We start from the raw sequence: 25,807 nt of genomic DNA, 5'->3' as shown, positions 1-25,807 counted from the left end.
TGCTTCGGGCCTGGTTTGCTTGGGGCCTGGCTTGCTTCGGCTCTGGTTTGCGTCTGGTAGAGCCGACTTCAGTCGGCTTCGCACGCAACAGCAGCCGACTGAAGTCGGCTCTACCGGATTCCGATCGACCGTTTGTCTCGGCCGACCGTTTGTTTCGGACGGCCGTGTATTTCCGGCCAACCGTGTATTTCTCGGCCACCCGCGTTTTTCCGTTCGACCGTGTATTTCCGTTCGACCGTGTATTTCCGTTCGACCGTGTATTTCCGGCCAACAGTGTATTTCCGGTCGGCCGTGTATTCCAGCCGACCGTGCATTCCGGTCGGACCGGCGGGTCCCTCAGTACACCAGTTCTGCGTGCAGCGGCAGGTCGGCTTCCCAGCGGCCGCGGCCGCCCAGGCCGTCGAGCTCGACCAGCACGCCGGCACCCACCACGTTCACGCCCAGGCGCCGCACCAAAGACAGCGCCGCCACCAGCGTGCCGCCGGTCGCCAGTACGTCATCGATGATCGCCACCCGCGCACCGGCCGGCAACGCGTCGGCGTGCACTTCGATGCAGTCGCTGCGGTATTCCAGCGTGTATTCCTCACGCAGCACCTTGCCCGGCAGCTTACCCGGCTTGCGCACCGGCACGAAGCCGATACCCAGTTCGTGCGCCATGGCTGCGCCCAGGATGAAGCCGCGCGACTCGATGCCGACCACCGCATCCAACTGCAGGTCACGCCAGCGTGCGCTCATCGCCTTGACCGCGGCGCGGAAGTCGTCGCCGTTGGCGAGCAGCGGCATGATGTCCTTGAACAGGATGCCCGGCTTGGGGAAATCAGCGATGTCGCGCAGGCGCGATGCCCACTGCGGTTCGACGGATGCGTCGGTCATGGCGAGGCCAGCAATGTAGGGCGGCATAGGGTAACAGGCCGTTCAAAGGACAGCTTCACTGTCAGGAACTGCACGACAGCATCGAACAGCCTGCCTTGTGATCCGCCCACGCTGGGCGTTTGCCGGCGTAATGCTCCAGCCCGGCACGTTCGGTGCAGGGATCACGCAGGACCTCCTGCAGCGCCCGCACACCGCCCAGATCGCCCTGCTCGGCACGCTCGATCGCTTCCTGGGCCAGCCAGTTTCGCAGCACGTACAGGGGATTGGCGCGGGTCATCCGCGTCATGCGCTCCGATGCCGACAGGGGATCGGCACGCAACCGCGCGGCATAGTCGCCCAGCCACTGCAGCAGCGCCTCATGGACGGCGGCCTGGCGCGCAGGGTCGTAATACACGCCGTCCAGCACAGCGGCATCCGGACGCGTGGCATCGAAGCGAATCAGCGCCCGGTAGGCCAGGGTCATGTCCATCGCTCCGTCCTGCATCAGCCCTTGCCAACGCTTGTGCAACTGCAGGTCGTCCTCGCCCGCCACGGACAGACCCAGTTTGGCGGCGACGTCGCGTCGCATGCAGGCGGCCAACGTGACCTGGAAGGTGTCCAATCCCGCCTGCAGCGGCTGCACGTCCGTGAACAGCGGTGCCACCGCCTGCGCCAGCCGGGTGAGGTTCCAGAACACCACCTGTGGCTGGGTGCCGAACCGGTAGCGCCGCCCCTGTGCGTCAGTGGTATTGGGCGTCCACTCCGGGTCGAAATCCTCCACCCAGCCATACGGGCCGTAGTCGATGGTGAGCCCGAGCACCGACATGTTGTCGGTGTTCATCACGCCATGCACGAAGCCCACGCGCATCCAGTGCGCGACCATTTCCGCGCTGCGGGTGCACACCGCGCCGAACCATGCGCCCAACAGCGCATCGCCACTGCCCTGCAGCTCGGGGAAATCACGGGCGATGCACGCGTCGACCATCCGCTTCAGCAACACCACATCGCCGCGCGAAGCGGGAAGTTCAAAGCTGCCAAAGCGCAGGAATGAAGGCGCCACGCGGCATACGATGGCGCCAGGCTCGGCCTTTGCATGGCCGTCGTAGAACATGTCGCGCACCACACCTTCGCCGGTGCCGACCAGCGACAGCGCGCGCGTGGTCGGCACGCCCAGATGGTGCATCGCCTCGCTGCACAGGAACTCCCGTATCGACGACCGCAGCACGGCGCGGCCATCGGCCCCGCGCGAGTAGGGCGTCGGCCCTGCGCCCTTCAGCTGCAACTCCCAGTGGCGTCCGTCGGCAGCGACCAGTTCACCCAGCGAGATCGCCCGTCCATCACCCAGTTGCCCCGCCCAATGGCCGAACTGATGGCCGCCGTAGTTGGCGGCCCACGGCTGCATGCCGGCCAGCAAGGCGTTGCCGCCGAACACCTCCGCGAACTCACTGCTTTCAACGAACACAGCGGGCAGACCGAGCAGCTCGGCGACCTCCGGCCAGACGGCCAGGGTGCCCGGCGCGGCGACCGGCGTGGGCATGACCGCCGACCACGCGGCCCCGATCACCTCACGGCGGCGTGGCCCCTGCTCTGGATCCCCCGGTAGGGTGGAGATAAGGCGGTTGTCGAAGTGCGGCGATTGCGTATCCATGCCGACTACATGGGGATGCCCGCGCGAAGCGGCAAGTCGCTTCCTCAGCGGCCGTCCAGCGCCTTCAGGCTGCCGCCACGCGCCACGGCGTGCTGGTAGCCCGGACGCTGCTCGATGCGCTGCAGGAAGCTGCGGATCGCCGGCTTGTCGGCCAGGCCATCGCCGCGGCTGCCCGCGGCCTGCAAGGGGAAGCTCATCTGGATGTCGGCCAAGGTGAAGCGCTGACCGGCAAACCACGGGCTTTCGCTGAGCCGCTGCTCCATCCAGTCCAGATGCAGGCGACGCTGTGGCCCGACGAAGCCTTGCTCTGCCTTGTCCGCGATCGCGCGCGCGATGGGGCGGGCAAAGAACGGCATCGGCGCGTTGCGGATACGGGCCATCACCAGCGTCAGCAGCATCGGCGGCATGGCCGAACCTTCGGCGTAGTGCAGCCAATACCGGTATGCCATGCGCTCGTCACTGCCGGACGGCTGCGGCGCGGGGGAAAGCACGCGTTCCTTGTCGTAGGTATCGGCCAGGTAGTCCAGGATCGCACCGGATTCGGCCAGCATCCGCGTCCCGTCCTGCAGCACCGGGGCTTTGCCCAGCCCGTGGATCTGCTTGAGCGCGGCAGGCGCGAGCATGGTCTTGGTATCCCGCGCGTACTGCTTGAGTTCGTAGTCCAGCCCGAGCTCTTCCAGCGCCCACAGGACGCGCAGGGAACGGGAATTGTCGAGGTGGTGGACGATGCGCATGCAGGGGATCCGCGATGAAGGGTTCCCATAGCGTAGTGGGCAGCGTTTGCGCGAAGCGTGACGAACAAGGGCGTCGCCCGGCTGGGACGCGGGCAAAAAAAAACGCCGGAAGCTTTCGCTTCCGGCGTTCATAGCTACCTTAAGGTAGCAAGCGGATTAGACCGCCTGCACCTGGTCAGCCTGCATGCCCTTCTGGCCCTGCACGGCGACGAAGGTTACCTTCTGGCCTTCCTGCAGCGACTTGAAGCCGTTGCCCTGGATGGCACGGAAGTGCACGAACAGGTCCGGGCCGCTTTCCGGGGTGATGAAGCCGAAGCCCTTGGCATCGTTGAACCACTTCACGGTACCGCTCTGACGATCAGACATCTTTGAAACTCCTGAAACAATATGAAATAAATCGCAGCCACCGGATATCGGGGCCGAGACTGAGTTGCAGGCGTTGGCAAAGCGGATCGATGGAGCAGATCGTGAGATCAACTGCACCAGGCCACGATTTACGGTGACCCTAGCAAACACAGTGGGACGGACAATACGCGTGTTTGGACTAAAAAGCGATAGCGGAGATGTTCATCAAGCCCAATTCAGGCTTCCGGCGCGTTGGTGTCAGCCCCCGTGGCCCTGCCGGGGGATCCTCGCGACGGCTCCTTCAAGGTCAAGCCGCTGCAGAAATGGCGCACCTCCCCGCTGAGCGGATCGCTGAATGAAAGCGTCCGGGCCAACAGCTGCAAGGGCTGGGAGTAGTCCCCCGCATCCCGCGGAGCCAGGGTCGGGTACAGATCATCCCCCTGCAGGGGTGCCCCCAGGGCGGCCATGTGCACCCGCAGCTGGTGCTTGCGGCCCGTGACCGGGCGCAGCCGGTAACGCCAGACCGGACCGGTTCCCTCGATCACCTCCACCTCGGTCTCGCTGTTGGGCGCGCCCTCGACTTCAGCCATGCGGTGGAAGGGCGCCCCGCGCTCCAAACGACTGCAGTAGCGAAGCGGAAACGCCGTCGCAGGCAGCGCAGGCGCCAGCGCTTCATAGGTCTTTTCGATACGCCGCTCGCGGAACAGGCGCTGGTAGGCATCCCGGCTGCCGGGCCGGGTCGAGAACAGCACCAAGCCCGCAGTCAGCCGGTCCAGCCGGTGAAGGGGCACCAGGTCTGGATTGCCGGTCGCGGCGATCAGGCGCGCCAACAGCGTCTGCTGGACGTGCCCGCCCGCCGGCACCACCGGCAGGAAGTGAGGCTTGTCGGCGACCAGCAGGTGCGCATCGTGATGCACGATGCGCTCGGCGAACGGCACGACCGGCTCGTGCGCCACCTCGCGGAAATAGCGGATCTCCAGACCGACCTGCCACGGCTGTGCCGGATCGAGCGCCCTGCCCTGCGCATCCTGCACCCGCCCACGGCCGAAGCGGTCCAGCCACTGCGCGCGACTGATCCGCGGGAAGCGCGCGCACAGCCCATCCAGCAGGCAGCCCCAGGCCCCCGGCGGCAACTGCAGGCGACTGGCGGCAACGTGCGGGTACATCGGATCGGACGGCATCATGGCCCACCCATTATCATGGTGCTCTTTGTACACGGAAGCCCCATGGCCCTCACCGCCACCATCCGCAAGGCCGAGCTGCAGATCAGCGACATGGATCGCGGCTACTACGCGACCCACAACCTCACCCTCGCCCAGCACCCGTCGGAGACCGACGAGCGCCTGATGGTGCGCTTGCTGGCCTTCGCGTTGAACGCAGCGGATCGCCTGGAGTTCGGCCGTGGCCTGAGCACCGACGACGAGCCGGACCTGTGGGAGCACGACTACACCGGCGAGATCCTGCGCTGGATCGACCTGGGGCACCCGGACGAGTCACGCATCCGCAAAGCCTGCAACCGCAGCCGGCAGGTGCAGATCGTCAACTATGCCGGCCACGCGTCGGATGTGTGGTGGCAGAAGCAGGGCAAGGCGCTGGAGCGCTTCGGCAACCTGTCGGTACTGGACCTGCCCGCCCCGTTCGTCGAACAGTGGACCACGCAGATCCAGCGCGCGATGCGCTGGAGCGTGCTGATCCAGGACACCGAAGTACAGCTGATCGCCGACCACATGCAGCTGGACGTCATTCCGGTCTGGCGCAAAACCGCCAAGGCGTGAGTGGCGTGGCGACCCCCCGTTGCGATGTCCTGGTGATCGGTGCCGGCGCAGCCGGGCTGATGTGCGCGCTGACCGCCGGCAAGCGCGGCCGCGTGGTGCAGGTCATCGACCATGCCAACAAGGTCGGCAAGAAGATCCTGATGTCCGGCGGTGGCCGCTGCAACTTCACCAACACCGGCACCACGCCGGCCAACTTCGTGTCGGCCAACCCGCACTTCTGCAAGTCCGCGCTGGCCCGCTACACGCCCTGGCACTTCATCGACATGGTCGAGCGCCATGCCATCGCGTATCACGAAAAGGAACTGGGCCAGCTGTTCTGCGATGTGTCGTCCAAGCAGATCGTGAAGATGCTGGTCGACGAATGCCAGCAGGCCGGTGTGCAGATCCGCACGGACTGTGCGGTGCAGCGCATCGAGCGTGGCAGTGATGGGTTTCATGTGCACACCGCCGATGGCGTGATCTTTGCTGCCTCGCTGGTGGTGGCCACCGGCGGGCTGTCCATCCCCAGCCTGGGCGCCAGCGGCTTCGGCTACGAGATCGCACGCCAGTTCGGCCACGATGTCCTGCCCACCCGCGCCGGCCTGGTGCCGCTGACACTCAGTGGTACCCACCAGCAACGCCTGGCCGACCTGGCCGGCGTGGCGCTGCCGGTGGAAGCACGCAGCAACGGGGTGTCGTTCCGCAACGCGATGCTGGTCACCCACCGCGGCATCAGCGGCCCGGCGATCCTGCAGATCTCCTCGTTCTGGCAACCGGGCGACGCGCTGGAGCTTGACCTGCTGCCCGGCCAGGATGCAGCGGACTGGCTGCGCCAGATGAAGCGCGACCGCCCGGACGCGGCGCTGCGCACGGTGCTGGGCGATGTGTTGCCCAAACGGCTGGCACAGCGTCTGTGCGAGCACTGGTTGCCGGATCGCCCGGTCAAGCAGCTGGATGAACCGCAACTGCGGCAGGCGGCGGCCCTGCTGGGCGCCTTCCCGCTGGTGGCCAGCGGCACCGAAGGCTACCGCACGGCCGAGGTCACCCTGGGGGGTGTGGATACCGCACAGGTGTCTTCGTCGACCTTCGAATCTCGGCAGGTGGACGGGCTGTATTTCATCGGCGAAGTGCTCGATGTCAGCGGCTGGCTGGGCGGCTACAACTTCCAGTGGGCGTGGGCCAGCGGACATGCCGCCGGCAGCGTGGTGTAGGCATGGCGCAGTTCCCGTCCGCCCCGGGGGCTGGCGCATGGACCTGCGGACGTGCATCGTGTATCTAATGCGCAGCTTGGGGAGCAATGAATGCAGAACTCGAATGACATCACCCTGCGCCTGGTGATCGTGGATGACAGTGGCGAGAACGCCGAAGCCATCGTGAGCGCGCTGCGCAACAGTGGCATCGCCGTCCGCCCGTCGCGCCCGCAGGACGCCGAGGAGCTGGGCCAGGTGCTGACCGCACAGGCCATCGACCTGGTGCTGGCCGCGCCGTCGCAGTCGATCAGCCTGCCGCAGGTATCCCAGCAGATTGCCGCCAGCGGCAAGGATGTGCCACTCATCCTGCTGGTGGACCACATCGAAGAAGACGCGCTGGTGGAGGCCAGTGCGCACGGTTTCCGCGCCCTCGCCCTGCGACCGCGTCCGGAACACCTGCTGGCCGTCGTGCGCGACCAGTGGGTGGATCTGCAGGCGCGTCGCAGCCTGCGCCGCATCGAGGCGCAGATGCGCGAGACCGAGCGCCGCTGCGATGCACTGATCGCCTCGTCGCGCGACCCTATCGCGTACATCCATGAAGGCATGCACATCCGTGCCAACGAGGCCTACCTGGAGATGTTCGGCTTCGAGCATTTCGACGATGTGGAAGGCATCTCGTTGCTGGACATGGTGTCGGCGCAGCACGTTGAAGGCTTCAAACAGCTGTTGAAGGGCCTGAGCAAGGGCGAGGCGCCACCCCCGCAGTACCAGGTGGATGCGCGCCACCAGGATGGTTCCGCGTTTGCCGCCACGATGGAGTTCACCGCGGCCACTTACGAGGGTGAGACCTGCCTGCAGGTGGTGTTCCGCCGCCGCCTTGAACTGGACCCCGAACTGGCCCGCGAAGTGGAAGAGCTGCGCCAGCGCGACCAGGTGACCGGCCTGTTGAACCGGCCAACGTTCATGGTGCGCGTGGAGAACGCCGTCGCCCAGGCCGGCCGCAGCGAAGGCCGCGCCGGCCTGCTGCTGGTCGAGCCGGACCACTACGCCCGGCTGCTGCCAGACTTCGGCCTGGATTCGGCAGATGCCTTGATCGCCGCCATGGCGGCCCTGCTGCAGGACACGGTGGGCGAACAGGCCGAGCTGGCGCGCTTCGGCGAACACAGCTTCGGCGTGCTGCTCGAGGGCGCCTTCGCCGACACGTCTGCACTTGCAGAGCGCATCCGCGCCGCCTACGCCGCCCATGTCTTCAGCATCGGCAACCGCTCCGCGACCGTCACCGTCAGCATTGGTGGCGTGCAGGTGGGCGAGAAGATCGCCAGCATCGGCCAGGTGTTGGCCCGCGCCACGGCCTGCGTGCAGGACGCCTCCGAGCTGGGCAACACCGTGCGCATCTTCGATCCCGGCGCGACGGACCGCGTCGAGGAAGAACGCATCTCGCGCTGGGTATCGCGCATCCGCGAGGCACTGGACGGCGATGGCTTCCAGCTGCATTACCAACCGGTGTTGAACCTGCAGGGCGAGCCGCGCGAGCTGTACGAAGCGTACTTGCGACTGGACAACAACGGCGAACTGCAGAGCCCGGTGGCCTTTCTGGGCATCGCTGAAGAGCATGGCCTGCTGGCGGACATCAACCGCTGGGTCGTGCGCCGCGCGATCGCCGTTCTCGGCGAGCACCAGCGTGCCGGCCGGTCCACCAACATGCTGGTCAAGATCACCCCGGAGTCCTTCGCTGATCCGAAGTTGATCGCGGTGCTGCACGATGAACTGCGCGCCCATGGCGTGCCCGGTGAGCGGCTGTGGCTGCATGCGCCGGAGTCGAAGGTGTTCACCCACCTGCGCAATGCGCAGCAGTTCCTGCAGGACGTGGCACCGTTGGGCTGCCGCATCGGCTTGGAGCAGTTCGGTTCCGGCCTGGATTCGTTCCAGCTGCTGGCGCACTTCCAGCCACAGTTCCTGAAGCTCGATCGCGGATTCACCCGCGACGTGGCCAGCACCCGCGAGAACTTCGAGAAGATCAAGGAAATCACGGCGCGCGCGCAGGCGGCGGACATCGCCACCATCGCCGAGTTCGTGACCGACGCCAACTCGATGACCTTGTTGTTCAGCGCCGGCGTGGATTACGTGCAGGGCGAGTTCGTCGGCGTAGCGACGCCGCGAATGGAGTTTGACTTCGGCTGACGCCCGGCGCTCCGGAGTACCGGTAGCGCCGAGCCCTGCTCGGCGGGGCGCATCGGCGCCCGTCGACAAAAACCGCCGCGCCATGCGCGGCGGGCGGCATCAGGTCATGTCGACCAGATTGTCGATCTTGACGTCCGGATCGACGTCGGCGTCGTAGTCCACGCGTTCCACGCCAAAGCCGAACAGGCGCAGGAAATCCGCCTTGTAGCCCGCCAGATCACTGATCTGGTACAGGTTCTCGTTGGTCACCTGCGGCCACAACGCCAGCACCTCGGCCTGGACCTCCGGCACCATTTCCTTGTAGTCCGCACGCAGGCGGCCTTCTGCATCGATCAGGGGTACCGTGCGGCCATCGGCGTCGATCAGTTCGCGGCGCAGACGATCCACTGCCGTCCCCTCGTCCTTGCCGCCGTACAGGATGTCGTACAGCACATCCAGCTGCTCGATGCAGCCTTCGTGCGTGCCTTTTTCCTTCATCACCTTGAACAGCAGCGAGAGGTACAGCGGCATGGTCGGGATGGCCGAGCTGGCCTGGGTGACCACTGCCTTCAGCACCGATACGCGCGCGTCGCCGCCGATCTTCGCCAGCTTCTCGCGCAGGCCCAGCACCTTCAGGTCCAGGTCTTTCTTGGCCGCGCCGATGCTGCCGTTCCAGTAAATGGCCTGGGTGATCTCTTCGCCGACGTAGGTGAACGCGGTGGTGGTGCAGCCGTTGGCGAGCACGCCGGCATCGGCCAGCGCATCGATCCACATCTGCCAGTCTTCGCCGCCCATCACGGCCACGGTGCCGGCGATCTCTTCGTCGGTCGCCGGTTCCAGGTGCGTCTCGGTCAGTTTTTCCTTGTCGGTATCCAGCCCACGCAGGGTAATCGGCGCGCCGATCGGCTTCAGCGTGGAATTGATCACTTCGCCGGTCTTGGGGTGTCGGCGACGCGGCGAGGCCAGGCTGTAGATCACCTGGTCGACTTCACCCAGGTCGGCCTTGATCGTCGCGATGACCTGCGCCTTGACCTCGTCGGAAAACGCATCGCCGTTGATGCTCTTGGCATACAGCCCGGCCTGGTCTGCGTATTTGTGGAACGCGGCCGAGTTGTACCAGCCGGCACTGCCCGGCTTGGTTTCGCTGCCGGGCTTTTCAAAGAAGACGCCCAGGGTGGCGGCGTCGCTGCCGAAGGCGGCGGTGATGCGCGCAGCCAGGCCATAGCCGGTGGAGGCGCCGATCACCAGCACGCGCTTGGGACCGTTGACGATCCTGGGCTTGCTGCTGATGTAGTCGATCTGCTGCTTGACCGCCGCATCGCAGCCGGTGGGATGGGTGGTGACGCAGATGAAGCCGCGGATGCGCGGTTTGATGACCATGGATACCTCGGTGTGGGACAGGCGCAACGCGGAGGCGCGCATACGCTTAACGCTGGAATCGTAGTGTGCGGGGGGATTATGCACAACCGACGGCGGCGTATGCAGGCGCCTGCGCTGAGGAGGCCGGAGGGTCCGCGCGGGACACGCCGCAAGTACGTCCCTGTAGGCTACCGTTCGGCTCCTGCCTCACAGTGTCCCGCACGGACCCTCCGACCTCCTCCGGATGGTTTCCTGCTCGCCGCGGTGTGTGCGGGGGGACGACAAGCAAAAAAAAGAGCCGCACTTTCGTGCGGCTCTCTTGTTCAACTGCTGCGGGGACGGTTACGGGCGGCGGGCGAGCGCTTCCACGTCCTTGGTCTTGGGCAGCAGGTCCTGCTTGGTCACCGCGAGGACGCCCATGGTCAGCAGCGGGCAGGCGATGAAGATCGAGGACAGCGTGCCGATCACCGCGCCGATCATCTGGCTCAGGGCCAGTCCTTCCAGCGAACCGCCGCCGTAGATGTACAGCGCCAGCACGGACAGGAAGAACACCAGCGAGGTGATGATGGTGCGCGACAGGGTCTGGTTGATCGAACGGTTCATCACTTCCAGCGGCTCGACGCGCAGGCTGCGGAAGTTTTCACGTACGCGGTCGAAGACCACGATGGTGTCGTTGATCGAGAAGCCCATCACCGACAACAGGCCGGCCAGTACGGTCAGGTCGAACTCGCGGCCGCTCAGGGAGAAGTACCCCGCCACCACCAGCACGTCGAACAGCGTCGTGATGATGGCGACCACGGCGAACTTCCACTCGAAGCGGAAACCGATGTAGATCAGGAAGCCGACCAGCACGAACAGGGCCGCGTACAGGCCGTTCAGGGCCAGCTCCTTGCCGACCTGCGGACCGACGAACTCCGAGGACAGCACGGTCGCCGCGTTGCCTTCCAGCGACACGGCGGTACGTACGGCTTCTGCGGTGCGATTGTTGGCATCGCCGGCGCTTTCGCCTTCTGCCTGTGCCTGCGGCTGCAGGCGGATCAGCAGGTTGCTGCCGCTGCCGAAGCTCTGCACCTGGGCACCGCCGTACCCGGCGGTCTCCAGGTGTTCGCGAACGGCATCGACGTCGGCCGGGCGGTCAAAACGTACTTCCACCACGGTGCCACCGGTGAAATCCAGTGCGTAGTTGAAGCCTTTGCCGATGATGCTGCCCAAGGCCACGATGAACACCAGCGCGGCAATGCCGATGGCGATCCAGCGGGTGCGCATGAAATCGAACTTTGTATCGTTCGGGATCAGGTGGAGCGGAAACAATTTCATGGTATCGATCCTTTTCCCGTCAGATGGCCAGGGACTTGAGCTTCTTGCGGCGGCCATACAGCAGCACGGCAAGGGCACGGGAAACGGTGATCGCGGTGAACATCGAGGCGATGATGCCCACGATCATGGTCACGGCGAACCCCTTCAGCGGACCGGTACCGAACGCATACAGCGCCACGCCCGCGAGGATGCCGGTCAGGTTGGCGTCGAGGATGGTGCCCGATGCCTTTTCATAACCGGCCACGATGGCGGCCTTGGCCGGCATCCCGGCACGCAGCTCTTCACGTATGCGCTCGTTGATCAGCACGTTGGCATCCACCGACAGGCCGATCGACAGGGCCAGGCCGGCAAAGCCAGGCAGGGTCATGGTGGCCCCGAACAGCGACATCACCGCGACCACGATCAGCAGGTTGAACAGCATCGCCACCGAGGTGATGACGCCGAACATGCGGTAATACACGGTGAAGAACACGAGCGTGAACAGGAAGGCGAAGCCCACTGCGGTCACACCGCGCTGCACGTTCTCCGCACCCAGGCTCGGGCCGACGATCTTCTCTTCGACGAAGTCCATCGGCGCAGCCAGCGAGCCGGACTTCAGCATCTTGGCCAGGTCTTCGGACTCACGCTTCTCCAGGCCGGTGGTCTGGAAGTTCTTGCCGAACACACCGTTGATGTTGGCCACCGAGATGACCTCTTCCTTGACCCGGAAGCTGCGCACTTCCTTGCCGTCCACGGTCTCGACGCTGGGGATGCGCTCGGTGTAGACCACGGCCATCGGCTTGTTCACGTTGGCGCTGGTGAAGTCGAACATGCGCTGCCCGCCGACATTGTTCAGCGTCACGCTGACCGCCGCCGCACCGTTCTGGTCGGTGGTGGCCTGCGCGGCGACCATCTGGTCACCGGTGACGATCACGCGCTTGGACAGCAGCTCCGGGCGGCCATCGCGGCGGTGGTACACCTTCGCTTCCGGCGGAATGCGGCCGGTATCGATGGCGTCCTGTGCGTTGCCTTCCACCACGGCGCGGTATTCCAGCGTCGCGGTGGCACCGATCATGCGCTTGGCTTCGGCCGTATCCTGCACGCCCGGCAGCTGCACGACCACGCGGTCGGCACCCTGGCGCTGGATGATCGGCTCGGCCACGCCCAGCTGGTTGACGCGGTTGCGCAGGGTGTTGACGTTCTGCTCGATGGCGCCGTTGGCGATCGCGGTCAACTCGGCGTCGGGCATGCTTACCGTGACGCGGTTGCCAGTGACTTCATAGCCCAGCGTCGGCTGCGACTTGAACAGCGCATCACGCGCACGCAGGCCGGCGCCCTCGCCCGCTGACGGGCTGAGGTTGGCCACGATGGTGTTGTCACCACGGCGCTCGACGGACTGGTACGGGATACGCGCATCACGCAGGCTGGTGCGAACGTCTTCAGTGTAGGAATCCAGGCGCTTGTCCAGCGCGGCCTTCTGATCGACCTGCAGCACGAAGTGCACGCCGCCCTGCAGATCCAGGCCCAGCGTCATCGGGCGTGCGCCCAGGTTGGACAACCAGTCCGGCACGGTGGACGCCAGGTTCAACGCGACTACGTAGTCCTCGCCGACACTCTGCTTGAGCACGTCGTTGGCGGCGGTCTGGGCCTGGATGTCCGGCAGGCGGACGATCAGGTTTTCACCTTCCACTTCCGCCGCCATCGGCGTGACACCGGCTGCCTTCAGGTCAGCCAGCACGCGATCGCGCAACGCGCTGTCGACCAGTCCGCCACGGTTGGCCGTGATCTGGACGGCCGGGTCTTTCTGGTAGATGTTGGGCATCGCGTACAGCGCACTGATCGCCAGGACGATCAGGATGACGACGTACTTCCAGCGTGGAAATTCGAGCATTGCTAGGGTCCCGCGCGGCGCCATCCCCGGCGCCGCGGTTGTACTTCGAAAAGGGAGTGGCTCAGACGGCCGACTTCAGGGTGCCGGCCGGCAGCACGTTGCCGACGGCGCCCTTCTGCACGCGGATGCGCACGTTGTCGGCCACTTCCAGGGTGACGAAGTTGTCGCCGATGTCGGTGACCACACCGGCAATGCCGCCATTGGTCAGCACTTCGTCGCCGCGCTTGATCTTCTCCAGCATGGCCTTGTGCTCCTTCTGCCGCTTCATCTGCGGGCGGATCATCAGGAAGTACATGATGGCGATCAGGATGACCGGGAACAGCAGGGTGGTCATGGTGAAACCCTGCGGTTGGCCGCCGGCGGCCTGTGCGTGGGCGGCGGGAATCAGGAAAGCAAGCAGGTTCATCAAGAAGTCCTTTGGTTGGGCGGCACTCCGCTCCCTCGGGGAACCGGGCGCGACCGCAGATCGGTGTCAGCCGTGAAGTATGCCACGGGCCCAGGGATTCGTCCTTGGGCCCTTCGGCAGGGGTGTCGCCGCTTACAGCGGTGGTGCGGTGGCGCCCCGGGCCGCGTAGAAAGACCCGCGGAATGCGTCGAAGGTTCCCGACGCGATGGCCGCGCGCATGTCCGCCATCAGCTTTTCGTAATAGAAGAGGTTGTGGATGGTGCCCAGCATCGGCGCCAGCATCTCGTTGCAGCGGTCCAGGTGGCGCAGGTACGAACGCGTGTAGCCCCCGCTGCAGGCAAAACAGCCGCAGCCCGGCTCGATCGGGTCCATGTCGCGCTCATAGCGTGCATTGCGGATGCGGACCGTACCGGTGGAGGTGAAATAGTGGCCGTTGCGGGCGTTGCGGGTGGGCATCACGCAATCGAACATGTCCACGCCACGGGCCACGCCTTCCACCAGATCCTCCGGTCGACCCACGCCCATCAGGTAGCGCGGGCGGTCCGCCGGCAGCTCCGGGTGCAGGTGGTCCAGCATGGCATTGCGTTCATGTTCCGGTTCACCCACGGCGAGTCCGCCAATGGCGTACCCGTCGAAACCGATCTGCTGCAGGGCCTCGGCCGAGCGGCTGCGAAGCCCGGTATGCACCCCGCCCTGGACGATGCCGAACAGCGCCGCGTCGTTTTCCAGCGCGTCGTGTGCGTCACGGCTGCGCTGTGCCCAGCGCAGGCTCAGCTCCATCGAACGCCGGGCGACATCCTCGGTCGCGGGGTACGGGGTGCACTCGTCGAAGATCATCACGATGTCCGAATCGAGCACCTTCTGGATCTTCATGCTCTCTTCGGGGCCCAGGAACACCCGCGCGCCGTCGGTCGGCGAAGAGAAGGTCACGCCCTGCTCGGTGATCTTGCGGCGGTGGGCCAGCGAAAACACCTGGAAACCACCGGAATCAGTGAGGATCGGGCCATCCCAGCGCGCGAAGCCGTGCAGGCCGCCGTGGTCGGCGATGACGTCCAGGCCCGGGCGCAGGTACAGGTGGAAGGTGTTGCCGAGGATGATTTCCGCGCCCAGCGCACGCACCTGGTCAGGAAAGATCCCCTTCACCGAGCCATAGGTACCGACCGGCATGAAGGCGGGCGTTTCCACCGTACCGCGCGGGAACGTGAGGCGGCCGCGGCGGGCACGGCCATCCGTGGTCTGGAGCTGGAACTGCAGTCGGGACATGATGCGGGTGCTTGGACAGATAGCTTTGTATTGTCTCGCACTTTTGGGTTTGCCGCGAAAAGCATGGCGCCTCGGATGTCTGGGAGGGGCGCGGCTATGGCCGGCAGCAGGCCGGCTGCCTTTCATCCCCCACCCACCGCCCGGGTGATCTTCGCCTGCCGCGCGCGTGGACGTGTCAGGAGCCATCGGATGGGGGCAGGCAGGACGCTTGGAGCCCCGGATGGGCGGAAAGCAGCCCCCATGGATGGGTTCACGGCGTGTCCTGCCTGCCCCCATCCGATGGCTCAACCCGGATCAATCAGACGCGCAGACCAACGAAAAACCGATCAGCCCTGCGGGAACAACAACATCGCGTCGCCGTAGCTGAAGAACCGGTAGCGCTGCGCGATCGCATGCCGGTAGGCCTCGAACACCCGCTCTTTGCCGGCGAACGCGGAAATCATCATCAACAGCGTGCTTTCCGGCAGATGGAAGTTGGTCACCATCGCATCCACGCTGCGGATCCGGTAACCGGGGGTGATGAAGATCTGCGTCTCTCCCGCAAACGGCAGCAGTTCGCCGTCGCGCATCGCGCTTTCCAGTGCACGCACCACCGTCGTGCCGACGCCGATCACCCGCCCACCGGCCTCGCGCGTGCGCCGCACCTGCTGTACCAGCTCCGCGCCCACGTTCAGCCACTCGCGGTGCATCACATGATCCTTCAGGTCATCCACCCGCACCGGCTGGAACGTGCCTGCGCCGACGTGCAGCGTCACGTGACCGAATTCCACGCCCTTGGCCCGCAGGGCATCCAGCAGCGCATCATCGAAATGCAGCCCGGCCGTCGGCGCCGCCACCGCCCCTACTTCGCGGGCGAACACCGTCTGGTAGCGCTCGCGATCGTCCAGCCCCGGCTCGCGCTGGATATACGGCGGCAGCGGCAGGCGACCGGCATGCAGCAGCCATTGTTCCAGCGCCTCAGGCACGTGGAACTGCAGCACGTAGAACTCGCCATCGCGCCCCAGCACCTCCACCTCGCCGCCAGCATCCAGGGCAATCCGGCTGCCCGGCTTCGGCGTCTTGCTGGCCCCGACCTGCGCCCGGGCCTGTTGTGCGCCCAACAGCCGTTCGATCAGGATCTCCACCCGCCCACCGGTGGCCTTCTGGCCGAACAGCCGCGCCGGGATCACCCGCGTATCGTTGAATACCAACAGGTCGCCCGCGCGCAGCAGCCCCGGCAGGTCATGCACATGTGCATCGGACAGCGCGCCCGGCACGGGCGGCACCAGCAACAGACGACTGGCGGAGCGCTCGGCCAGCGGCGCCTGGGCAATCAGTTCAGCAGGAAGTTCGTAGTGGAAATCAGACTTCTTCAAGGGAACACGCGGCAACAGGTCGGCAATGGCGCGCATTGTACGACCGGCTGCCGCCAGACCGCGATGCAGGAGCCCAACGGCCGCGAAAATGCTGCCATGCAGCAGCGAACGCACGGGGTTATCGCGCAAAAAGGCGCGTGCTAGCATCGAATCAGAAGTCCGAATGCACGAGCCATCATCCAACGCGCGCGCTTGCCGCGCGTTGTGCTTTTCCGGGGCCGTGCGACCTATCGTTTCAGGAGACCTGCAATGAGCTTCATCGAACGCCTCGCCCCCCTTCGCGCCCAGCCCGGCACCCGCCTGACCACCGGCCTAGATGACGCCACGCTGGAGCAGCTGGCCGCGAGCCACCCGTCGCTGGTGGCTGCAATGGACGCCGCTGCTGCGGAATTTTCCCGGGTACAGGCGGAGCTGGGCGAGCTGCTGGCGCTGGACGAACAAGCGCAGATCGATGCCATGCAGGACGGCTTCATCAACTTCTATGCCGATGACGCAGTCACCCCGTACGTGGCGCTGACCGCGCGCGGGCCGTGGGTGGTCACCCTGAAGGGCGCGGTGCTGTACGACGCGGGCGGCTACGGCATGCTCGGTTTCGGCCACACCCCGGACGCCGTGATCGACGCCATGGCCCAGCCCCAGGTGATGGCCAACATCATGACCCCCAGCCTGTCGCAACAGCGCTTTGTCCGCGCGTTGCGTGCAGAGATCGGCCACCGTCGCGGCGGCTGCCCGTTCACCCGTTTCATGTGTCTCAATTCCGGCTCGGAAGCGGTCGGCCTTGCCGCGCGCATCGCCGATGTGAACAGCAAGCTGCAGACCGACCCGGGTGCTCCGCATGCGGGCGCGACGGTGAAGCGCCTGGTGATCAAGGGCAGCTTCCACGGCCGTACCGACCGCCCTGCCCTGTACTCCGATTCCAGCCGCCGTACGTACCAGCAGTACCTGGCGAGCTACCGCAGCGAAGACTCGGTCATCGCGATCGCACCGTATGACGAGGCCGCCCTGCGCGCCGTGTTCGACGACGCGGGCCGCAACAACTGGTTCATCGAAGCGGTCTTCCTGGAACCGGTGATGGGCGAAGGCGATCCGGGCCGTTCGGTGCCGCCGGCGTTCTATGCCCTCGCCCGCGAACTGACCCGCGCGCACGGCAGCCTGCTGCTGCTGGACTCGATCCAGGCCGGCCTGCGCGCGCACGGCGTCCTGTCGGTGGTGGATTACCCGGGCTTCGAGGGCCTGGACCCGCCGGACATGGAAACCTACTCCAAGGCGTTGAACGCCGCCCAGTACCCGTTGTCGGTGCTGGCAGTGAATGAACGCGCTGCGCAGCTGTACCGCAAGGGCATCTATGGCAACACGATGACCAGCAACCCGCGGGCACTGGACGTGGCCTGCGCCACGCTGGCCCAGCTGACGCCGGAGGTCCGCCGCAACATCGCCGAGCGCGGGGCGGAAGCGGTGCAGCGGCTGGAACAGCTGAAGGACGAACTGGGCGGCCTGATCACCAAGGTCCAGGGCACCGGCCTGCTGTTCTCCTGCGAGCTGGCCCCACAGTTCAAGTGCTATGGCGCCGGCTCCACCGAAGAGTGGCTGCGCCGTCGCGGCGTCAACGTCATCCACGGCGGCGAGCGCTCGCTCCGCTTCACCCCGCACTTCGGCATGGACAGCAGCGAGTTGCAGCTGCTGGTCGGCATGATCGGCCGCGCCCTGCGCGAAGGCCCGCGCCGCGAAGAAGCCGAAGCCGCCTGAAAATGCGAAAATGGGGACGGAGGGAATTAATTCTGATTAATTCCCTCCGTCCCCATTTTGTCGTTATTTGCAGGAAGTCCCATGAAGTCCATCTGTGTTTACTGCGGGTCCAACGCAGGCAGCAAGCCCATCTACAGCGAGCGTGCCGCCGCGCTGGGTGAACGTATCGCCCGCGACGGGCTGCGCCTGGTCTATGGCGGTGGCAATGTCGGCCTGATGGGCACGGTGGCCAACGCGGTGATGGAGGCCGGCGGTGAAGTCACCGGCGTGATCCCGCAGCAGCTGGCGGACTGGGAAGTCGCCCATCGCGGCCTGACGTCGCTGGAAATCGTTGGCTCGATGCATGAGCGCAAGTCGCGCATGTTCGACCTGTCCGACGCCTTCGTCGCCTTGCCCGGCGGCTTCGGCACCATGGAAGAGATCTTCGAGATGCTGACCTGGCGCCAGCTGGGCATCGGCAGCAAGCCCTGCGCTTTCCTCGATGTCGACGGCTTCTACGCCCCGCTGATCGGCATGATCGACCGCATGGTCGACGAGCGCTTCCTGCACCCCGCCCAGCGCGCCGACCTGTGGTACGGCTCGGACATCGACGAGATGCTGGAATGGATGCGCCACTACGAGCCCGCCCAGGCCTCCAAGTGGATCGACGAGAAGCGCCGCAAGGCACTGGTCCCGTAAACACGAAAAAGGGGACGGAGGGGATTAAGTCGCATCCGGCCACGGACGTGGTCGAATGCGACTTAATCCCCTCCGTCCCCTTTTTTGCTTCAGCGCGGGGCGGGGCGGCCGAGGAGGTAGCCCTGGCCGTAGTCGCAGCCCAGGCCGAGCAGTATCTGGCGTTGGCTCTCGGTTTCGATGCCTTCGGCGATCGTGTCGATGCCCAGCGTGCGGGCCAGTGACACCACGCCTTCGACCAGCGCCAGGGTGCTCTTCGCCTCCGGTCCGTTCAGGCCGGCGATGAAGCTCTGGTCGATCTTCAGCGTGGTTATCGGGAAGCGGTGCAGGTAGGACAGCGCGGAGAATCCCGTGCCGAAGTCGTCCAGCTGTACGAGAATGCCGCGCTCGCGCAGCGCCTGCAGCACGCGCAGGGTGCGCGGGCCGTCATCGAGCAGGGCCACTTCGGTGATTTCAAGCCGCAGGCGGTGCGGGTCGGCGTCGAACGCTTCGATCAGCCCGAACAGCCGTTGACTGAAATCGGCGGAACGGAAATGCCGCGGCGACACGTTGACCGATACATAACCGCTGCCGCCGTGCGCCAGTCCGGCGATCACCTGTTCGTAGATCAGCCAGTCCACCTGTTCGATCAGGCCACTGCCTTCGCTGAGGTCGAGGAAGGCCCCCGGCAACAGCACCCCCCGCGTTTCGTGCTGCCAACGGAGTAGCGCCTCGTAGCCGACGATCTCGCCATCACACAGGCGAACGATCGGCTGGTAGTACGGCATGAAATCGTGGTTGATGATCGCCCTGCGCAGGTCGGATTCCAGGTCCAGGCTGCGCATCGCTTGTTCGCGCATGTCTTCATCGAAGATCGCGCAGCGGTCGTGGCCCTGTGCCTTGGCGCGGTACATCGCCGCGTCGGCATCGCGCAGCAGCTCTTCGCCGCGGTGATAGCGGCTGTTCCACAGCGCGATGCCCAGGCTGCCCGACGGGAACAATTCGCGCCCTGCCACCCACATCGATTCCTGCAGCGCCAGCAGCATGCGCTGCGAGAACTCGAGTGCCTGCGCAAGCCCCTGCGGACATTGCAGCAGGATGGCGAACTCGTCGCCGCCCAAGCGTGCCACCACGTCATCGGCCCCCAGCATCGAGACGATGCGCCGGGCTACTTCGACCAGCATCTGGTCACCCGCCGCATGCCCGATGCTGTCATTCACCAGCTTGAAGCGGTCCAGGTCCAGGAACAGCACGGCAAACTCGCCGCCCTCGCCCTGCCGTGCGCGTGCAAGCGCGTCCTCCAGGCGATCCAGCAGGTGGATGCGGTTGGGCAGGCCGGTCAGTCCGTCATGCATGGCCTGGTGGGTCAGCCGCTGCTCGGCGCGCAGCCGTTCGGCGATCTGCCCGAGCAGCTTTTCGTTGACATCGGCCAGCTCGCGCGTGCGCTCCTCCACGCGCTGCTCCAGCCCGGCATGGGCCAGCCTCAGGCGCTCCTGGTCGCGCTGCCGCGCCAGCCCGGCGCCGATGTTCTGCGCCACGAACGTTAGCAGCCGCTGATCATTCGGAGTGAATCCCACATCCGCGCTGTAGCTCTGTACGACGATCACGCCCACCACCTCGTCGTCGCGCAGCAGCGGCACACCCAGCCAGCACTGCGAGCGCACTCCGGACTCGCGTATCTGCCCCGCTTCGATCATCGCATCGATAGCCGCGCGCGCGGCGAGCAGTGGCTTGCGCTCACGCACGACGTGTTCGGTCAGTCCTTGGCTGAAAGCGCGCGGCGCCCGCAACGTGGTGTATTCGTCCACCGAGTACACGAACTCCAGTCCGTCACCCGCTTCGTTCACCAGCGCGATGTAGAAATTGCGCGCGTCCAGCAGCGTGCCAACGATGCCGTGCACCTGCGCATGGAACTGCGAGAGGCTCTCGGCTTTCATCGCCAGTTCGGCGATGCCGTACAACGCGGCCTGCAGTTTTTCCGCACGCCGACGTTCGAATACTTCATCCTGCAGGCTGCGGTTCGCCCGCTGCAGTTCCAGCGTGCGCCGTTCCACCTGCCGCTCCAGCTGCACCTGCGCCTGGCGCCGGTCCATCGCGGTCTGCACGTGCTGGGCCACAAAGCCGAGCAACGCACGATCCGCATCCCCATAGCGATCATGCTGGTCGTAGCTCTGCACCACGATGGCGCCGCATACCCGGCCGTCGCGCAGCATCGGCACGCCCAACCAGTCCAGGCTTTCCGGTCCGCGCCAGTGCTGTGCATCCTGCCCGACGCTGGCAAGCAGCTGCCGCGATGGACCACTCAGCGCCTGCCCGTGTTGCAGCAGCGCGAAGGTCAGGCTCCCGGGCATTTCGCTTTCCGCATAGGTGCGCGATGCATCGGCGACGAAGTCATCGATCTGATCGGCGAAGTACAGAAATCGTATCGTCCTGCGCACATCGTCGTATTCCACGATGAAGCAGTTGTGCGCGTACATCAGGGTGTTCAGCACGCGGTGGACATGGCGCAGCATCTCGGCCATTTCCAGCTCGGCCCCGGACAGGTCCGCGATTTCATACAGCGCCTGCTGCAGCCGCTTGCCGTCTTCCAGCACGTGGATCTGCGCGTCCTGGCGGGCCTGCCGCACCGCCGCCTGCAGCGTTTCGCGGGCGACCGGCCACCAACCCGGCGGAACGCTCTGCGCATCCACCTGCAGGCCCAGTCGTGCACCGGCATGCTGCCACTGCTGGTGTCGGTCGTCGCAGACGCCGACCCGGGCCCAGTCCGCTGTACTGCAGGGCGCGCCGTCGCAGGGGAACCCCTGCATTCCCTCGCCCAGCAGCGGGTCGTTCCAGTACGCCTGCAGCGTCGCGCCCGCCGGCAGCAGCCCGTGCAAGGCCTGCAACACGCCGGCCGTCACCACGGCGTCGCCTGGCGTTTCCATCAATGGCGCAACGATCTGGCTGGACAACATGACGACCCCATGGCGCGGGAATTCCCGACACCTCCCCTTGACGCGGAGCATAGCGCTTTCCACCCCCGGAAATGGAGCCCTGCAACCCCTCTGCCCCCCCTCGTCCGTTAGGGAGGGAGACATGTCCATTCCTCGCCCGTTGCTTGCCGCCCCCGCCTCCGGCACGACCCGCTATGCGTCGTCGCGGGCAGGCCTTACCCTGTGCGCCGTGGACACTGCCGCATTGCCAACCGATGAAGCCTTGATGCTCGCCTGGGCCGGCGGCGACCTGCCCGCGTTCCAGGCCCTGTATGAGCGTCACCGGCGCAAGCTGCATGGCTTCCTGCTGCGCCAACTGCGCGATCCCGGCCTGGCTGAGGAAATGTTCCAGGACGTGTGGCAGCGGGTCATCGCGGCCCGTGCCGGCTGGCAGCCCGACGCCGCCTTCGGCACGTGGCTGTTCCGCATCGCCCATAACCGGCTGAACGACCATTGGCGCGCGGCCCGCCACCGCCCGCCTGCGCCGTACGATGCCGACGCACGGGTGGAGGCCGTGGTGGATGGCCACACGCCAGAAACCGAGCTCAGCGGGTTTGAACAACGCCGGCGCGTACAGCAGGCGATGGATGCCCTGCCGCCCGACCAGCGCGAGGTGCTGCTGCTGCGCCTGGAGCAGGAGCTGAGTCTGGAAGAGATCGGCCAGATCACCGGCGTTGGCCGGGAAACCGTGAAGTCGCGGCTGCGTTACGCGATGGACAAATTGCGCGCAGGATTGACCCCATGACCGGCCCCGACCTGAATCGCCACGATCCGCTGACGGCCGAAGAGCGCGAGCTGGCCAAGCTGCTGGGTGGCCGCTTGGACAAGGCGCCGCCGCCTGCGGTGGATGCCGCCGTACTGGCGGCCGCCCGCGCGGCGGTGCTCGACGAGCGTGGCAGGTATGACGCGGCCCCTTCAGCGCCCTCCGATGCACACACCCCGCGCCTGCAGCACCGTCGCCCGCGCTGGCCTGCCGTGTTCGGCGTGGCCGCTTCGGTGGTGTTCGCCGTCGGCCTGGCCTGGCAGCTGCGTCCCGAGCCGCCGCAGGCCCCCGCCCGCGTCGAGGCGGCACCCGCGCCGGCCTCTGCAGCGGCAGACAGCAGCGCGCCCGCTGCGCGCCCTGCGCAGGCCGACGAAGCGGCCGACGCATCGGCCGTGGTGCAGGCTGATGAGCGACCGACGGCAGAACCCGCGGCCCCCGCAGAAACGCCACGGCAAGCACGCAGAGCACCCGAGCCCGCCGTGGCACCCGAGCCCGCCCCGGTACCACCGCCTGTCGTTGCAAAACCGGCGCCACGTGCGCGCGCGGTGCCGCCCGCACCTCCGCTTCCCGCGCCTTCCGCTGCGCCTGCACCTGCACCTGCACGCGCCGATGCGTACGCCGCAGCGCCGGCTGCCGCGATGGAAGCGGATGCCGCAGAGCCGCGCGCAGCCGACGCCGAATCGTCCCCTTCGCGTACCGCACGCAGCCTGCGCGCCGCACCGGCAAATACGCAGGCGAACAACCCGCAGGCCTTCGCCCAGCGCAAGCAGGCGGCATCGCTGAGTGCCGAAGCCGTGCAGGACGCCGTGCTGGCCGACGCACAGCTGACACGCCGCCAATGGCTGCAGAAGATCCGCCATCGCCGCGACGCCGGGGACGTCGATGTCGCCCGCGCCAGCCTGGAGCGCTATCTGTTCCAGTATCCGGAAACGCGCCTGCCGCGCGACCTGCAGCCGTTGCTGGCCGATTGACTGTCTGACCGCCCACCCGGCCCAGCGTGAGCCGGCGCGGTAACATTGCACGGATGCCTGACACCCTCGCCGCTGCCGTCCACCATAGTCTGGAGATCAAGCACAGCCGCTTCATCGCGCACGCCGCACCCATCGGCGATGCCAGCGATGCGCTCGCGTTCCTGCAGCACGTCGCGGTGCCTGACGCCACGCACAATTGCTGGGCCTACCGGCACGGCAACGACTATCGCTCCAGCGATGACGGGGAACCGGCCGGCACGGCCGGCCGGCCGATCCTGGCGGCGATCGACGGACAAGGCTTCGACCGGATCATGGTGGTGGTGATCCGCTGGTATGGCGGCATCAAGCTGGGTGCCGGCGGACTGGTGCGGGCCTATGGCGGCACGGCAGCCGAGTGCCTGCGCATCGCGCCGCGCCTGCCGCTGATCGCGTTGGCGCAGCTGCACATCCGTGCCGGGTTCGACGACCTGGGTGCGCTGCATGCGGCCTTGGCGGCGCACAATGCCCTGAAGCTGGACGAATCGTTCGACGCCGACGGGGTCGCCATCCGCATCGAACTGCCCGTTGACCAGTGCGACGCATTGAAAACGCGCCTGCGCGACGCCACCCGTAACCGGGTACGCCTGCTGCAACCTTCCGAGTGCCCCACCGATGACTGACGCCGCCCCGCCCCGCCCCACCCTCAAGCGCCTTGGCAGCCTCAGTACGCTGTGGCCGTTCGTACGCCGCCACGCGGGGCTGTTCAGCGCCTGGCTGGCCGCCTTGGCGGTGTCGTCGGCGGCAACGCTCAGCCTGCCACCGGCGGTGAAGCAGATGATCGACCACGGCTTCACCGGTGGCGGCCAGATCAACCGCGCCTTCGCCCTGCTGATGCTGGTGGCGGTGGTGATGGCGCTCGCCACGGCGGCGCGCTTCTTCTTTGTTTCATTGCTGGGCGAAAAGGTCGTCGCTGACCTGCGCGCGCAGCTGTATGGACACCTGATCACCCTGGGGGCCGGCTTCCATGACCGCAATCGCAGCGGCGAACTGGTGTCGCGCCTGACCGCGGACAGCGAACTGCTGCGCAGCGTGATCGGCTCCACCATGTCCGTCGCCCTGCGCAGCAGCGTGACCGTGGTCGGCAGCCTGGTGATGCTGTTCGTGACCAGCCCGCGGTTGGCCGCCTGGGCCCTGCTGGGCATTCCGCTGGCGGTGCTGCCGATCATCATCGGGGCGCGCCGCCTGCGCGGGATCTCACGCGACAGCCAGGACCGCATCGCCGACGCCAACAGTCTGGCCGCCGAAACACTGGGCGCCGTGCGCACCGTACAGTCACACGCGCGCGAACCCTACGAACAGGGTCGCTTCGGCGTGGCACTGAGCGATTCGATCCGCGCCGCGAAGCGCCGCATCCGCGCGCAGTCGCTGGTGACGGCCAGCGCCATCCTGCTGGTGTTCGGCGCCATCGTCGGCGTGCTGTGGCTGGGCGCGCACGATGTCATCGCCGGTCGTCTGACGGCCGGTACGCTCGGGCAGTTCGTGCTGTACGCGCTGATTGGCGGCGGCTCGGTCGGCGCGCTGGCCGAAGTCTGGAATGAGCTGCAACGTGCGTCAGGCGGCATGGGCCGGATCAGCGAACTGCTGCAGGAAGACGTGGAGATCCGCGCCCCTGACAAGCCCACTGCGCTGCCGGTACCGCTGCGCGGCGAGATCCATTTCGACGATGTCGTGTTCCAGTACCCGCAGCGCCCGGACACGCCGGCGCTGGAGCATTTCAGCCTGCACGTGCGGCATGGTGAAACCGTCGCACTGGTCGGTCCTTCCGGCGCCGGCAAGAGTACGGTGCTGCAGCTGCTGCTGCGTTTCCATGATCCGCTTTCCGGTGCGATCACCGTTGATGGCATCGACCTGCGTGCGATGGACCCGGCATCCCTGCGTGCGCAGCTGGCCCTGGTGCCGCAGCAGCCCACGCTGTTTGCCTCCAGTGCACGGGACAACATCCGCTACGGGCGGCTGGACGCGAGCGACGCTGAAGTGGAAGCGGCCGCACGCGCCGCCGAGGCGGACGATTTCCTGCGTGCGTTGCCCGAAGGCTACGCGAGCGAGCTGGGCGAGCGCGGTGCGCGCCTGTCCGGTGGCCAGCAGCAGCGCATCGCCATCGCCCGCGCGTTGCTGAAGGATGCCCCGATCCTGTTGCTCGACGAAGCGACCAGCGCCTTGGACGCGCAGAGCGAGCGGGCGGTGCAGCAGGCACTGGAACGCCTGATGGCGGGACGTACCACGCTGGTCATCGCGCATCGCCTGGCGACCATCCTCAAGGCCGATCGGATCGTGGTGATGGACCATGGACGGATCATCGCCCAGGGCACGCACGAGCAGCTGCTGGCCGAAGGCGGCTTGTACGCGGACCTGGCGAAACTGCAGTTCATCGATTGACCACGCGCGGCTAACGAGTGGCGGCGCACGCTG

21 protein-coding genes are annotated in these 25,807 nt (G+C 66.5%); 9 read left to right on the top strand and 12 right to left on the bottom strand.

The features are described from left to right. Positions 1–336 precede the first annotated feature (336 nt). The 5 genes from IFT65_RS05540 to IFT65_RS05520 all read right to left on the bottom strand — a co-directional run bounded on the left by IFT65_RS05540 (position 337) and on the right by IFT65_RS05520 (position 4,763). Complete coding sequence (locus IFT65_RS05540) at positions 337–873, bottom strand: adenine phosphoribosyltransferase (RefSeq protein ID WP_188324286.1); 537 nt, start codon at positions 871–873, stop codon at positions 337–339. A gap of 61 nt (positions 874–934) precedes the next feature. Continuing rightward, positions 935–2,500, bottom strand: coding sequence for a YdiU family protein (locus tag IFT65_RS05535; RefSeq protein WP_192080670.1), 1,566 nt, complete (start codon positions 2,498–2,500; stop codon positions 935–937). Between the two features lie 44 nt (positions 2,501–2,544). Continuing rightward, positions 2,545–3,234, bottom strand: a complete 690-nt coding sequence (locus IFT65_RS05530; protein WP_192080669.1) for a glutathione S-transferase — start codon at positions 3,232–3,234, stop codon at positions 2,545–2,547. A 156-nt stretch (positions 3,235–3,390) separates the two neighbouring features. Then, on the bottom strand, positions 3,391–3,600 hold the full coding sequence (locus IFT65_RS05525; RefSeq protein WP_042615064.1) for a cold-shock protein: 210 nt from the start codon (positions 3,598–3,600) through the stop codon (positions 3,391–3,393). 215 nt (positions 3,601–3,815) lie between these two features. Beyond that, on the bottom strand, positions 3,816–4,763 hold the full coding sequence (locus tag IFT65_RS05520; RefSeq protein ID WP_192080668.1) for a pseudouridine synthase: 948 nt from the start codon (positions 4,761–4,763) through the stop codon (positions 3,816–3,818). 42 nt (positions 4,764–4,805) lie between these two features. On the opposite strand from IFT65_RS05520, the gene IFT65_RS05515 reads away from it, so the two are divergent. From IFT65_RS05515 to IFT65_RS05505, 3 genes are all read left to right on the top strand, one after another. Then, positions 4,806–5,354: a YaeQ family protein gene (locus tag IFT65_RS05515; RefSeq protein WP_188324301.1), complete on the top strand. Its 549-nt coding sequence runs from the start codon at positions 4,806–4,808 to the stop codon at positions 5,352–5,354. Between the two features lie 5 nt (positions 5,355–5,359). Next, positions 5,360–6,544, top strand: a complete 1,185-nt coding sequence (locus tag IFT65_RS05510) for an aminoacetone oxidase family FAD-binding enzyme (protein ID WP_192080667.1) — start codon at positions 5,360–5,362, stop codon at positions 6,542–6,544. A 90-nt stretch (positions 6,545–6,634) separates the two neighbouring features. Next, positions 6,635–8,704, top strand: a complete 2,070-nt coding sequence (locus IFT65_RS05505) for an EAL domain-containing protein (RefSeq protein ID WP_192080666.1) — start codon at positions 6,635–6,637, stop codon at positions 8,702–8,704. 99 nt (positions 8,705–8,803) lie between these two features. On the opposite strand, the gene fabV is transcribed toward IFT65_RS05505, so the two are convergent. The 6 genes from fabV to queA form a co-directional block, all read right to left on the bottom strand. After that, the gene (gene fabV / locus IFT65_RS05500) at positions 8,804–10,063 is read right to left on the bottom strand and encodes an enoyl-ACP reductase FabV (RefSeq protein ID WP_192080665.1); all 1,260 of its coding nucleotides are present in this window, start codon (positions 10,061–10,063) and stop codon (positions 8,804–8,806) included. Positions 10,064–10,384: 321 nt separating this feature from the next. Beyond that, positions 10,385–11,359, bottom strand: coding sequence for a protein translocase subunit SecF (gene secF / locus IFT65_RS05495; protein WP_192080664.1), 975 nt, complete (start codon positions 11,357–11,359; stop codon positions 10,385–10,387). A gap of 19 nt (positions 11,360–11,378) precedes the next feature. Then, positions 11,379–13,229: a protein translocase subunit SecD gene (gene secD, locus IFT65_RS05490; protein ID WP_192080663.1), complete on the bottom strand. Its 1,851-nt coding sequence runs from the start codon at positions 13,227–13,229 to the stop codon at positions 11,379–11,381. 61 nt (positions 13,230–13,290) lie between these two features. Continuing rightward, a complete protein-coding gene (yajC, locus tag IFT65_RS05485; protein ID WP_042615071.1) occupies positions 13,291–13,635 on the bottom strand; it encodes a preprotein translocase subunit YajC in 345 nt (114 codons plus the stop codon). A gap of 132 nt (positions 13,636–13,767) precedes the next feature. Next, a complete protein-coding gene (tgt, locus tag IFT65_RS05480) occupies positions 13,768–14,898 on the bottom strand; it encodes a tRNA guanosine(34) transglycosylase Tgt (protein WP_192080662.1) in 1,131 nt (376 codons plus the stop codon). Positions 14,899–15,224: 326 nt separating this feature from the next. Further along, entirely contained in the window at positions 15,225–16,289 is a 1,065-nt protein-coding gene (gene queA, locus IFT65_RS05475; protein ID WP_192080661.1) for a tRNA preQ1(34) S-adenosylmethionine ribosyltransferase-isomerase QueA, read from the bottom strand. A 213-nt stretch (positions 16,290–16,502) separates the two neighbouring features. Between queA and IFT65_RS05470 the strand changes: the two genes are divergently transcribed. Both IFT65_RS05470 and IFT65_RS05465 read left to right on the top strand, forming a co-directional pair. Then, on the top strand, positions 16,503–17,999 hold the full coding sequence (locus IFT65_RS05470; protein ID WP_192080660.1) for an aminotransferase class III-fold pyridoxal phosphate-dependent enzyme: 1,497 nt from the start codon (positions 16,503–16,505) through the stop codon (positions 17,997–17,999). 81 nt (positions 18,000–18,080) lie between these two features. Further along, positions 18,081–18,677: a TIGR00730 family Rossman fold protein gene (locus tag IFT65_RS05465; protein ID WP_192080659.1), complete on the top strand. Its 597-nt coding sequence runs from the start codon at positions 18,081–18,083 to the stop codon at positions 18,675–18,677. 89 nt (positions 18,678–18,766) lie between these two features. Here IFT65_RS05465 and IFT65_RS05460 read toward each other — a convergent pair whose 3' ends face one another. Then, a complete protein-coding gene (locus tag IFT65_RS05460) occupies positions 18,767–21,607 on the bottom strand; it encodes an EAL domain-containing protein (protein ID WP_249405043.1) in 2,841 nt (946 codons plus the stop codon). A gap of 208 nt (positions 21,608–21,815) precedes the next feature. Between IFT65_RS05460 and IFT65_RS05455 the strand changes: the two genes are divergently transcribed. From IFT65_RS05455 to IFT65_RS05440, 4 genes are read left to right on the top strand one after another with little or no spacing between them, the layout of a single operon-like run. Beyond that, the gene (locus IFT65_RS05455) at positions 21,816–22,370 is read left to right on the top strand and encodes an RNA polymerase sigma factor (protein WP_342365864.1); all 555 of its coding nucleotides are present in this window, start codon (positions 21,816–21,818) and stop codon (positions 22,368–22,370) included. Further along, on the top strand, positions 22,367–23,359 hold the full coding sequence (locus IFT65_RS05450) for a hypothetical protein (protein ID WP_342365858.1): 993 nt from the start codon (positions 22,367–22,369) through the stop codon (positions 23,357–23,359). Before IFT65_RS05455 ends, IFT65_RS05450 begins: the two co-directional genes overlap by 4 nt. A 53-nt stretch (positions 23,360–23,412) precedes the next feature. Next, positions 23,413–24,018, top strand: coding sequence for a YigZ family protein (locus IFT65_RS05445; protein WP_192080657.1), 606 nt, complete (start codon positions 23,413–23,415; stop codon positions 24,016–24,018). After that, on the top strand, positions 24,011–25,774 hold the full coding sequence (locus tag IFT65_RS05440) for an ABC transporter transmembrane domain-containing protein (RefSeq protein ID WP_192080656.1): 1,764 nt from the start codon (positions 24,011–24,013) through the stop codon (positions 25,772–25,774). The genes IFT65_RS05445 and IFT65_RS05440 overlap by 8 nt, the downstream gene beginning before the upstream one ends. Positions 25,775–25,807 lie beyond the last annotated feature (33 nt).

It is taken from the genome of Stenotrophomonas sp. CFBP 13725, from assembly GCF_014841935.1.
Taxonomy (GTDB): Bacteria; Pseudomonadota; Gammaproteobacteria; order Xanthomonadales; family Xanthomonadaceae; genus Stenotrophomonas.
Note: the sequence above shows the minus strand (reverse complement) of the source record. Positions and strands in the feature narration are given on the sequence as shown.

Bases quoted from the DNA above. Each gene is read 5' to 3' on its own strand.
- IFT65_RS05540 (WP_188324286.1), bottom strand. From the start codon at position 873: ATGACCGACGCATCCGTCGAACCGCAGTGGGCATCGCGCCTGCGCGAC.
- IFT65_RS05535 (WP_192080670.1), bottom strand. From the start codon at position 2,500: ATGGATACGCAATCGCCGCACTTCGACAACCGCCTTATCTCCACCCTA.
- IFT65_RS05530 (WP_192080669.1), bottom strand. From the start codon at position 3,234: ATGCGCATCGTCCACCACCTCGACAATTCCCGTTCCCTGCGCGTCCTG.
- IFT65_RS05525 (WP_042615064.1), bottom strand. From the start codon at position 3,600: ATGTCTGATCGTCAGAGCGGTACCGTGAAGTGGTTCAACGATGCCAAG.
- IFT65_RS05520 (WP_192080668.1), bottom strand. From the start codon at position 4,763: ATGATGCCGTCCGATCCGATGTACCCGCACGTTGCCGCCAGTCGCCTG.
- IFT65_RS05515 (WP_188324301.1), top strand. From the start codon at position 4,806: ATGGCCCTCACCGCCACCATCCGCAAGGCCGAGCTGCAGATCAGCGAC.
- IFT65_RS05505 (WP_192080666.1), top strand. From the start codon at position 6,635: ATGCAGAACTCGAATGACATCACCCTGCGCCTGGTGATCGTGGATGAC.
- fabV (WP_192080665.1), bottom strand. From the start codon at position 10,063: ATGGTCATCAAACCGCGCATCCGCGGCTTCATCTGCGTCACCACCCAT.
- secF (WP_192080664.1), bottom strand. From the start codon at position 11,359: ATGAAATTGTTTCCGCTCCACCTGATCCCGAACGATACAAAGTTCGAT.
- secD (WP_192080663.1), bottom strand. From the start codon at position 13,229: ATGCTCGAATTTCCACGCTGGAAGTACGTCGTCATCCTGATCGTCCTG.
- yajC (WP_042615071.1), bottom strand. From the start codon at position 13,635: ATGAACCTGCTTGCTTTCCTGATTCCCGCCGCCCACGCACAGGCCGCC.
- tgt (WP_192080662.1), bottom strand. From the start codon at position 14,898: ATGTCCCGACTGCAGTTCCAGCTCCAGACCACGGATGGCCGTGCCCGC.
- queA (WP_192080661.1), bottom strand. From the start codon at position 16,289: ATGCGCGCCATTGCCGACCTGTTGCCGCGTGTTCCCTTGAAGAAGTCT.
- IFT65_RS05470 (WP_192080660.1), top strand. From the start codon at position 16,503: ATGAGCTTCATCGAACGCCTCGCCCCCCTTCGCGCCCAGCCCGGCACC.
- IFT65_RS05465 (WP_192080659.1), top strand. From the start codon at position 18,081: ATGAAGTCCATCTGTGTTTACTGCGGGTCCAACGCAGGCAGCAAGCCC.
- IFT65_RS05460 (WP_249405043.1), bottom strand. From the start codon at position 21,607: ATGTTGTCCAGCCAGATCGTTGCGCCATTGATGGAAACGCCAGGCGAC.
- IFT65_RS05450 (WP_342365858.1), top strand. From the start codon at position 22,367: ATGACCGGCCCCGACCTGAATCGCCACGATCCGCTGACGGCCGAAGAG.
- IFT65_RS05445 (WP_192080657.1), top strand. From the start codon at position 23,413: ATGCCTGACACCCTCGCCGCTGCCGTCCACCATAGTCTGGAGATCAAG.
- IFT65_RS05440 (WP_192080656.1), top strand. From the start codon at position 24,011: ATGACTGACGCCGCCCCGCCCCGCCCCACCCTCAAGCGCCTTGGCAGC.